The 10,216-nt window shown below is 58.4% G+C and carries 13 protein-coding genes and 1 pseudogene; all 14 read left to right on the top strand.

Annotated features, from left to right (window positions below):
• Positions 1-216 (top strand): hypothetical protein (locus tag C5P05_RS08365; RefSeq protein WP_232834398.1); only part of this gene is annotated, 216 nt, incomplete at its 5' end.
• A complete protein-coding gene (locus C5P05_RS08360) occupies positions 213-776 on the top strand; it encodes a hypothetical protein (protein ID WP_157979259.1) in 564 nt (187 codons plus the stop codon). The genes C5P05_RS08365 and C5P05_RS08360, both read left to right, overlap by 4 nt.
• Entirely contained in the window at positions 773-1,018 is a 246-nt protein-coding gene (locus tag C5P05_RS08355; RefSeq protein ID WP_114969394.1) for a hypothetical protein, read from the top strand. Before C5P05_RS08360 ends, C5P05_RS08355 begins: the two co-directional genes overlap by 4 nt.
• Positions 1,015-1,536, top strand: a complete 522-nt coding sequence (locus C5P05_RS08350) for a hypothetical protein (RefSeq protein ID WP_114969393.1) — start codon at positions 1,015-1,017, stop codon at positions 1,534-1,536. Before C5P05_RS08355 ends, C5P05_RS08350 begins: the two co-directional genes overlap by 4 nt.
• A complete protein-coding gene (locus tag C5P05_RS08345; protein ID WP_114969392.1) occupies positions 1,533-2,603 on the top strand; it encodes a hypothetical protein in 1,071 nt (356 codons plus the stop codon). Before C5P05_RS08350 ends, C5P05_RS08345 begins: the two co-directional genes overlap by 4 nt.
• Positions 2,600-2,767 carry a hypothetical protein gene (locus C5P05_RS33605; protein WP_157979258.1) on the top strand — a complete coding sequence of 56 codons (168 nt, stop codon included), beginning with the start codon at positions 2,600-2,602 and terminating at the stop codon, positions 2,765-2,767. Before C5P05_RS08345 ends, C5P05_RS33605 begins: the two co-directional genes overlap by 4 nt.
• Positions 2,764-3,201 carry a hypothetical protein gene (locus tag C5P05_RS08340; protein WP_114969391.1) on the top strand — a complete coding sequence of 146 codons (438 nt, stop codon included), beginning with the start codon at positions 2,764-2,766 and terminating at the stop codon, positions 3,199-3,201. Before C5P05_RS33605 ends, C5P05_RS08340 begins: the two co-directional genes overlap by 4 nt.
• 259 nt (positions 3,202-3,460) lie before the next feature.
• A complete protein-coding gene (locus C5P05_RS08330) occupies positions 3,461-3,862 on the top strand; it encodes a hypothetical protein (RefSeq protein ID WP_114969389.1) in 402 nt (133 codons plus the stop codon).
• Between the two features lie 148 nt (positions 3,863-4,010).
• On the top strand, positions 4,011-4,676 hold the full coding sequence (locus C5P05_RS08325; protein WP_114969388.1) for a terminase small subunit: 666 nt from the start codon (positions 4,011-4,013) through the stop codon (positions 4,674-4,676).
• A 5-nt stretch (positions 4,677-4,681) separates the two neighbouring features.
• Positions 4,682-6,253: a terminase gene (locus C5P05_RS08320; protein ID WP_198674671.1), complete on the top strand. Its 1,572-nt coding sequence runs from the start codon at positions 4,682-4,684 to the stop codon at positions 6,251-6,253.
• A gap of 8 nt (positions 6,254-6,261) precedes the next feature.
• Positions 6,262-8,565: a hypothetical protein gene (locus tag C5P05_RS08315; RefSeq protein WP_114969386.1), complete on the top strand. Its 2,304-nt coding sequence runs from the start codon at positions 6,262-6,264 to the stop codon at positions 8,563-8,565.
• 65 nt (positions 8,566-8,630) lie between these two features.
• Positions 8,631-9,329: a Gp49 family protein gene (locus tag C5P05_RS35110; protein ID WP_198674670.1), complete on the top strand. Its 699-nt coding sequence runs from the start codon at positions 8,631-8,633 to the stop codon at positions 9,327-9,329.
• Positions 9,326-9,493, top strand: a complete 168-nt coding sequence (locus C5P05_RS33600) for a hypothetical protein (protein WP_157979256.1) — start codon at positions 9,326-9,328, stop codon at positions 9,491-9,493. Before C5P05_RS35110 ends, C5P05_RS33600 begins: the two co-directional genes overlap by 4 nt.
• 240 nt (positions 9,494-9,733) lie before the next feature.
• A pseudogene (locus C5P05_RS08305) lies at positions 9,734-10,216 on the top strand (hypothetical protein); the annotation flags it as partial.

The raw sequence follows: 10,216 nt of genomic DNA, 5'->3' as shown, positions 1-10,216 counted from the left end.
GATGAAAACAAGTCGATTTTCGTGTCTTGCGGATTTTTGCCCGACTTCGCGGCAGTCGTCATGCCAATGCGAGACGACCGCAAAATCAACTACCCCAAGTGGTTGTCTGAATTCAAGGCGGCAGGAAAGGCGGCGGAACACCCGCTGCCCGGCCAGCAGCCATCTGACGCGGAGCCTGTGGTAGTCGTAGAGGCGGCTGACGAGGTGACGGCGTGACAACCTATGCTGCCCGCCTTGAGCGCGCATTCACCCTTCCGCCATACACGCCAAACTTTGAGCGCATGTTCATGGCCGCCTGCGAAGCCTTGGCCGCTGTCAGCGAGTGCCTTGCTCTTGATCCTGATGACGGCGGCGCAGAGCCGATCATTGCTGCGATTGAGAAGCTGAAAAGCGGCCCATATTTCGGGCACTACCAGCAGGCGCTGGGGCGCGTCGCGACGCTCGAATTCCAACTGGAAGATCGAACGAAAGAGCGCGACGCCGCCCTTGCGCTGGCCTCTGAAATTCCAAGTTTGGAAGCTGATTACACCGATCAAGTATTGCGCGCAATAACTGCTGAAAAGCTGGCCGCTGACCGGCTGGTGGATGCGGAGCGTCTGGACTTCGTACTTGCGCACGATGCGTTTATTGCGCCTGTGGAGTTGGATCACCCTGGAATTCGCTTCCAGCTATGGTTCCAAGATGAGGGCGAGGCGTATCACGTTTTGTCGGGCGACCACAAGAGTTTTGCGACAGAGCGCGAAGCTATCGACGCAGCGATTAAGGCAGCATCATGAGCACGGGCACACTGCATGACGCAAGCAGAGCGGAGTTTGAGGCGTGGTGGCAGACAGATGGCCAATACAGCCGAGCCGGTGGCGGCGACTACGAAAAGACGTTCGCTTTCAACGCCTGGCAGGCTTCGCGCAAGGCGGAGCGTGACGAAATAATCTCGGAGTTGGCAGGCATGACGTGCAACAACGCAACGGCACGCTCTGCAGTCAAAGAGTGCATTGCAACAATCAAGGAGATGAAATGACCAAAGAAGTCAAGACTTGGTTTGACCGCCAGAAAGACCACGGCATGGGTTCGGTGCAGGCCAAAGATGAAGAAATCACAGAGCTGCGTCAAGTGGTTGCGCGTCTTCGTAGTAGCCGAGAAAACATTCTCTCGGAGCTTAGGCAGCTTCGTAGGGCAAGTATCGACGCTGTCGAGCTGTTACGCAAAGGAATGGCCATTACGGCATTTGAGAAGCACTCTATTACAGCCAGCCTGGAGGCGGCGCTTTCAGACCCAACAACATCACCGGAGGAAACCAAATACCCACCGCTGCCAGAAGCGGTTTGCAGGCCTGGCACCTACATTGATAAGGACGACCCGTTCGGCGCTTTCACTGCCTTGCAAATGCGCGAGTACCGGCAGGCAGGCCAGGTTGACTTGCTGGAGCTTGTCCGCGCCGTCCACCGGGCCAAAGGCCGATACCACAGCCAGTTGGCCATGTGCAACTTGTACGACGCCTGTGGGCTACCAAACACCAGACCGGAGAAGGCTAAATGAAAACAACAATCGACGCGATGAAGCAGCTCAAAGAGCTTTACAAAGCAATTTACCGCGACCCACAAAACATCACGCGGTCCATGCTGGAAGACATGGACCACCTCATTAACGCAGCCATTGCCAGCGAGGAAGTGGAGCCGGTGGCGTGGACGGCGGCAGAGTTGGATGAAGCAAGAAAGCGAGCCGATGGCTATGCTTCCAGCATGGGTTTCACCCACCCCGCACCAAGCACCAAGCCAAGCGGTGCAGCACCAATTACAGACAAGGAAATCTGCGAGGTGCTTGCGTCACTGCCTGTTCCGCCGACGAATGGCGAAGGGCTGCACGCATGGGCTATGCAGCTTTACAGAGCTATGCTCGCCGCCGCGCCAAGCGCCAAGCTAAACAGCGAGCATCCAAAGATCATCACCGGTCCATGCGGGCAGTGCAAATCATCAGCGGACCCGTGCTACTGCGGAAATGTGAATACTGGACAGCCAAGCTATGAGCGCGATGCGCTGATTGCAGAATTGCGTGATGCGAGTGTTTCGTATGGATCACGTCGAACCATAAGCCTTCAGGCCGCCGAAATGCTGGCTGCTGATGCGCAGGAGATTGCACGGCTTGAGGCGCAGGTAGGCGACTGGACGCGCGCTTATCAGGCTGCTTATCGTGAGGCGACTGCGGCGACGGTAAAGTGCTTCAAGTTGGAAGCGCAGCAAGTGGCAGTGCCGCAGGGGCCATCAACCATCGTTAAGTCTTGGCAAGACCGGATTACAGGCTGCGCATTCACAGGCAACGAACTTGCGTTCGGTGTTGGCTATCGCTATGGATTTGGGGGTGGTGTTGAACGGGGTACGCCGGTCACACAGATTTGCATGCAGGCCGAGATAGATGAGCTTCGCGCCGCACTAAATTCACCACAGGCTGATGCGCCACCCCAGCGCCAGCCGATTATGTCGGCAGATGTGCATCAGCTCTACTTTTACGCTACTGGACAAGCTTTGCGTTTTCAGGATGAAAGGCTTGCCATGCAATTCTTGCGCGCCATCGAAGCCCACCACGGCATCACTGGAGACAAGCCATGAAGTACCTTGTTCACTTTATTACCTACATCTGGTTTTCATTTCCAGCCATGCTCGTTGGCTACATTTTTCACGCCATCACCACGGGGTTTGCCGATGGCGTTTTCTTGTATGAAGCGCACGAGGACGCGGCTATTGCGAAGTTCTGCAAGGAGGAAGCAAAATGAACCAAGACCTGCGCGACGCCATCATGAATTTGCCGCGTAACGCCGGTATGTTGAATCTAGACCACCAGCTAGCTTACAAGATGGGCCACCGTGACGCGCGCCACGCTGCGGCAGCGCTGGTTGCTGCAGCGCCAGAGCAGAAACCCACCGCACCCGACAACATGCAGGACTGGGCCGGGATGGATGGCGCCATTGCATTCCACCTGATTGAGCGCCACGCGGATAACTGGGCTGACGCTTCGAAGATGATGGGCGAATGGCTGGCGGCGAATCAAGCACAGCCAGCCGCCGAGGTGGAGTTATCGGATGACGAGATCATCGCAGCCATCCATGGGGCGCCACAAGAGAACCCAGGGGAAGCAGGTTGGATAAAACGCCAGCGGATTGCATGGGCGCGTGCTGTCCTGGCAGCGCGGAAAGTGAGGGCAGGATGAAGCTGCAGCCTTGCATCACGGAATCCCGCCGCCATACCTGGGAGCACTTGCGCAACGTGGTGCGCAGTCGCGTCAGCATCAGCGGCAAACATGCATCCGCCACGTTCACCACCATTGGGCGATACCGGTGCATCACCTGCGCCATTCGCAAGGATGGACCCGCCGCAAATAAACCAGATGTCGGATAGCTTCGTGGGTTGACTTTCGACTTTTTGCCCTTGTAATTGCTACTCAATCAGTAGCAATCCAAAAGGCATGTATGACCCAGACGAAAGCATCAACCAAAGACATCGTGTTTCAGGCAATCATCGACCTGTGCGAGCGTTTTAACTTCGCCACCCGCGAGGCCATCATCAGCGAAACCGGGCTGGTGTTTCACCACGTCGACGAAGCCGTCAAGAAGCTGCGCGAGGAAGACGGCGTAATCCACCGCCTCAAAGGCAATCGTTTCACAGTGGTCAAGCGCTTTGACGAGCAGCCCGTGAGCGCCACTGTGCTAGATGACGGGCAAGTGAAGGTCGAACACGGCGATGAAATGATGACCCTCACACCACGGGCCGCCCGCGCTGTGCTGGCGCTGCTGGGTGGCTTCGCCCTGCTGCATGGCAGGGGCCTGGTGGACATCCCGCAAGTGGGTGAAACCCGGGCGTGCGTGGCCTGACAGGTGGCCGGCAAGTGGAAGAATTACCACCTGTCCCCAATTCTTTCGAATAACCATGTCAGCGGTAGGGTTGGTAGATCTACCACTTCGCACCCACCAGCCCGCTAAGGTTTGCCCCCCCGCCTGATGCTTGGCACAGTCGGGGCGCATGACAGCACCCAAAGCCAAGAAGAAGGCTAAACCCACTCCCAAGACTCCAAAGACACGCGACAGATCAGTTCCGCGTGTGAATGGACTACTGCCCAAGCAAGCCGCATTTGTGGCGGAATACCTTATATCTGGAAATGCCACGCAATCGGCTATCCATGCGGGCTACAGCCCGAAAACAGCACACGTCATCGGGCAGGAAAACTTGAGGAAACCTGCAATCGCAAGTCTTTTGGCGGAAAAGCAAACCGTTATTGCTGCGCGACAGGACGAACGACTCGCGCAAATGGAGTTGACCAAGGAGCGCGTGGCCCGAGAGATTGCCCGCATCTCCTTCTTTGACCCGCGCAAGATGTTTGCAGCCGATGGCCGCCCGCTGGCTATCACGGAGTTGGACAGCGACACCGCAGCCTGCGTGATTGGCCTGGACGTGCTGGAGCAATACGAGGGAACTGGTGAATATCGCCACCTTGTCGGGCTCATCAAGAAGTACAAGATTGCCGACAAGAACAGCGCCCTGGACAAGGCCGCCAAGATTCTGGGCATGTTTGCGATCGACAACGAGCAGCGGGCAGACCCGCTTGCATCCCTGCTCCAAGCCATCACTGGCGGCAACAGTTCAGCATTCCAGCCCGTCGCCCGCGACCCGGCACACGACGAGGACTGATTCCCGTGGCCTTGCACGTCGAGCCCTTGCTGCAACTGCCGACGAACGAGGCGGAGTTAGCCCGCTGCCTGGCTGACCCAGAGTGGCGGTTGTTCAGCGGCTGCCTCTACAAAATCATGATCAAGGGCGACGATGGCGAAATATGCGCCGTCATTCCCTTTAAGCCCAATCGCGCCCAGCGCCGGTTCATCGTTCGACTGTGGCACCGCAACATCATCCTGAAGGCTCGCCAGCTTGGGTTCACGACGCTGATTGCCATCCTGTGGCTGGATCATGCTCTGTTCAATGCCAACCAGCGCTGCGGCATCATCGCCCAGGACCGGGACGCTGCGAAGGTCATATTCCGCGACAAGGTGAAGTTTGCCTACCAGAACCTGCCTCCTGAGATTCGTGAGTGCTTTCCCCTTGGGGCCGACAACGCCGACGAGCTGCTTTTCTCGCACAACAACAGCAGCGTGCGTGTGGCCACCTCCATGCGCTCAGGAACCATCCACCGACTGCACATCAGCGAGTTTGGGAAGATTTGCGCCAAGTTCCCGGACAAGGCGGCCGAGGTCGTCACCGGCTCGATACCCGCTGTGCCCACCAATGGCGTGCTTGTCATCGAGTCCACTGCTGAAGGTCGTGAAGGCGAGTTCTTTGAGCTGGTGCAGCGTTCTGAGGGATTGGATGCCAGCAAGGCCAAGCTAACGCCAAAGGATTACCGCTTCCACTTCTACGCCTGGTGGCAAGAGCCCAAGTACAGGCTGGACTCGGGAACGGTGTCAGTTTCCATTAAGCAGCACGAATATTTCGACGGCATCGAGGTGCTGATGGGCTGCAAGATCGACCCTGACCAGCGCGCCTGGTATGTGGCCACGCAGGAGGCCGACTTCTCGGGCAAAGAAGAGCGGATGTGGCAGGAGTTCCCATCCACGCCCGATGAAGCGTTCCAGATCAGCACCGAGGGAAACTACTACGCCAAGGACATGATTACGCTGCGCAAGCGTGGTGGCGTCACCCGCGTGCCGGTGCTTGATCTGCCCGTCAACACGTTTTGGGACATTGGCAACAGCGACGGCTGTGCAGTCTGGTTTCACCAGGAACTGCGCGGCGAGGACAGGTTCATCGACTATTACGAGGCGCACAACGAAGACTTGCGTCACTACGTCAAGGAACTGAAAGACCTGGGCTACCTGTTTGGCACGCATTACCTGCCACATGACGCCGAGCACAAGCGCCTGGGCGACTACAACCGAAGCACACAGGACATGCTGCAAGACCTGCTGCCGGGCCAACAATTCGTGATCGTGCCGCGCATCACAGAGCTGATCAACGGTATCCAGCAGACCCGCAAGCAGCTCAAAGGCGCCTATTTCGATGCAGACAAGGCCAAGAAGGGCATTGAGCGCATTGAGGGCTACAAAAAGAAGTTCAGCCGCGCCGACAACCGCTATGTCGATCAGCCCAACAAGGCCAACGGATGCAGCGAAGGAGCCGATGCCCTACGTCAATGGGCGCAAGCGAAAGAACTTGGGATGCTGGACACATCAACCCCAAAATACGAAGAACCCCCGCCGCCCGACTGGCGCTTGTGAGAACCACCATGACAACCAACAACACCAAACCCGATGACAACGACGCCGACGACCAGGGCGCATTGAGCGCGCAAGAGGTCTGCGACATCCAGCGCGAGATTGAAGAGCAGCCCGCCTGGCGTGCCCGCGCCGACAAGGAAATGGACTACGCCGACGGCAACCAGCTGGCGAGCGAGCTTCTGCGCCGCCAGCAGGAGTTGGGCATTCCACCGGCAATCGAGGACCTGGTGGGCCCGGCGCTGCTGTCCATCCAGGGCTATGAGATCGCCAAGCGCACCGACTGGCGCGTGACGCCCAACGGCCAGCCGGGCGGGCAGGATGTGGCGGACGGGTTGAACTTCAAACTGAACCAGGCCGAGCGCGAGAGCAAGGCGGATGACGCCATCACCGCCGCCTTTCGCCCGCAGGCCGCCGTGGGCCTGGGCTTTGTCGAGGTGTCGCGCGAGTCGGACCCGTTCAAGTACGCCTACCGATGCACCGCCATCCACCGCAACGAGATCCACTGGGACAATGCTGCACGCGAGACGGACTTGAGTGACGCCCGCTGGATGCGCCGCACCCGCTGGCTGCGCCCTGAGCGCCTGGCCAGCGCCTTCCCCAAGCACAAGGAAATGATCATGCTCTGCGGCAAGCATGGCAGCAGCTGGATCAACGAGCTTGCTTTGGATGGTGGCGCGTCAACCGGCCTGTCCAATGCCTGGGGCGATGGCTCTGCCCCCACCATTGGCGAGCAGCATTGGTACAACATCAGCAGCAAAGAGCTGTGTGTCTCTGAAATCTGGTACCGGCGATGGAAAAACACGCCGGTGCTGAAGTTCAAGGACGAGCGCGTCGTGGAGTACGACGAGGACAACATGGAGCACGTCAATGCGCTGGCGGCCGGCGAGTGCGAGGTTGTGTTTGCCAACGTGGCCCGCGTGCGCCGCAGTTACTGGCTGGGCACGCAACGCCTGGACGATGCACCGAGCCCGTATTCGCACCGGCACTTCATCTATGTGCCATTCTGGGGTTTCCGTGAAGACCTGTCTGGGGTGCCCTACGGCTATGTGCGCGGCATGGTGTACCAACAGGACTCACTCAACTCGGGCACGGCCAAGCTGCGCTGGGGCCTGAGTGCGGTTCGTACCACGCGCACCAAAGGCGCCACCAGCATGACCAGTGCCCAGCTGCGCAAGGCTGTGGGCCGGGCGGATGCCGACATTGAGCTCAACGCAGACCACATGGCCAAGCCGGGCGCCATATTCAAGGTCGAGCGTGATTTCCAGCTCAACGCCCAGCAAATGCAGCTGCTGGACAACGCCCGCGCGGCGATTGTGCGCGTCGGCCCGGCGAGCAATGGCTTTCAGGGCAAGGATGGGACGGCAACCAGCGGCGTGCAGGAGCAAACCCAGGTCGACCAATCCAATCAGTCGCTGGGCTGGATGATGGACATGCGCGACAAGGGCCGCAAGCAAGTCGGGGAACTGCTGATTTCAATGATCATGGAGGACATTGGCAGCAATGAGCACACCATCGTGATCGAGGGCGACGGCGTGAGGGAGGACAAGACCGTCATCCTGAACAAGCCCGAGGTGGATGAGGATGGCAAGGCCTACCTGTCCAATGACTTGCAGCGCACGCGGCTGAAAGTCGGGCTGGAAGAAGTGCCAAGCACGACGACGTTCCGCGGGCAACAGGTCAACGCCATGGCCGAGGCGGTCAAGTCCCTGCCAGAGCAGTACAAGGCCGCCATCATGCCGTTCATGGTGTCGCTGATGGAAGTTCCTTTCAAGAAGGAAGTGATCGAGGCCATCCGCGCGGTCGACCAGCAGCAAAGCCCGGACCAGATCGAGCAGCGCGTCAAACAGGCCGTGCAAGAGGCGCTTGTCAAGGCAGGCAACGATCTCAAAGCGCGCGAGCTGGACATGAAGGAGCGAAAGACCGAGGCAGAGATCAATGCCATCGTGGCCCAGGCGGTGCAGACCGGCGTTGCTTCCGCGTTCAGTGCGATGCAAGCGGCAAACCAGATCATCTTGCAGCCGCAGGTGGCACCCGTGGCCGACGCAATCATGCAAGGCGCTGGGTACAAGCTGCCATCCCCGGGAGGTGACGACCCCAACTTCCCAACCGCAGGACTGCCAGCCGCACCGATGGACCCCGCAGGACAGCCAAGCATGGAGGTTGTGCAAAACACAAGCCCAGGCTTCCCACCCATTCCACAACAAGCCGCCTCACCAATGCAAGGGATTGAGACAGCCCGCACCACGGATAACCTGGCCGAAGAGCGCGCCGAGCCCGCCGGCATGAATGAGTCTCGCAGGAGAGTGAAATAGGTTCGCCCGTGGGTTGACTTCTGAGATTTGCGTTTTAGAGTCGTATTTCATCAACCAAGGACATCATGAGCATCATCAAACCCACCATTGGCCGCAAGGTCTGGTTCTGGCCCAACGGTTCACATATCGGTCCGCCACTCGCAGCACAACCCGAGTGCTTCGACCACTCGCAAGCGATGGATGCAACGGTTGTGTGCGTGTGGGGTGACTACATGGTCAATCTGCTGGTGGTGGATCATGGCGGAAGCACTTGGCCCGTCCGCAGCGTGGCGATGCGCCAAACTGATGCCAAAAAGCCGCAGGGCATGTACTGCGAATGGATGCCGTACCAGACCGCCCAGGCCAAGAAAGTGGAAGAATTACCACTTTCGGCATCTGGCGCCACCATCGAGCAAGAAATCCAAGCCAAGGGCCTGACCGCACCGCGCGTTACGCTGGACGACATTAAGGCGAATATAGCCAGCGAGCATTACTTTACGGCTGAAGAGGGTATTCAGGGCGCTCTTGCAAAAAGACGCACAGACCTTGGTGTTGAAAACCAGGCGCTTTCATTGCTTACCTTTTGTGTCTTGACGCTACGCAACGGCTTCACCGTGACCGGCGAGAGTGCCTGTGCCAGCCCGGAGAACTTCAATGCCGAGATCGGCCGCAAGATTGCTCATGCCAATGCTGTGCAGAAGATTTTTCCACTGATGGGCTACACGCTGAAAGAACGCCTGTACCAAGCAACCCAGCCAGCGCAGTCACCGGAGCAATTGGCATGAGTGATTCGTTCAAATTGCTCATTGGCGCAGCTGCAACGCTCGCTATTTTGGTATTTGCAGAAATTGTCGCGGAGACCAAAGTTGAATCTATTGCAGAGCGGTGCGACAAGGTAGGCGCCTTCTATGTTGGCGACAAAGTCTATGACTGCAAGCTGAAGCCATAAAGATCGAATCACACCAGCCGCCGCGCAGCAATTGCCCGGCGGCTTTTTCATGTCCGCGAACATTCGCCCGCTAAGGTTTGCACAAGGCGCCGGGCCTCTTTATATTCACATCGCATCCCTGTGAAGGGTCGCACCAGAGCAACGCTGTGAAGCGTGGCAATACCCGTAAATGGTAGAGGACGGGGCTTCGGCCCCTGACTCGCACCCTTTGGCAGCCACTCCGATATGTGGCGGGAAAACATGATTATTCAAGACAACGTAACGAACGACGCACCGGACTCCGCAGAGAGCGCTGCTGCATACCTGGCAAACCTGATGGGCGGCAAGGTGGATGCCTCGCTGCCAATCACTGAGCCAGTCGTGCCCGTGGTTGAAAAACTCGAAGCCGACGAGAGCAAGGCAAAACCAGTAGAGCCCGTGTTGGATGCGTCCAATGCGGTGATCGCATCCAAGGACGGTAAATACGTCATTGAGTACGACAAGCTGGTGGAAGCGCGAAATGGCCGCAGTACCGCACTGGCGCGCGTGACCGAGCTGGAAGCTCAGTTGCAGGCGGCGAGTGAGCGTGTTGGGACGAATGAGTCGCCCGCGCAAGCAGCCACGAACGTAGCCATTGCCGAGAACGCCATCAAGGCCGGCGTGGACCCTGAACTGTTTGGCGACTTCTCCGAAGCCGCCATTTCCGCCGGGGTCAACAAGCTAGTTGACGAGCGTGTCAATGCG

Source organism: Rhodoferax ferrireducens (genome assembly GCF_003347515.1).
GTDB lineage: Bacteria > Pseudomonadota > Gammaproteobacteria > Burkholderiales > Burkholderiaceae_C > Rhodoferax.
The sequence above is the reverse complement of the archived record's forward strand: the minus strand, read 5'-3'. Positions and strand labels throughout refer to the sequence as shown.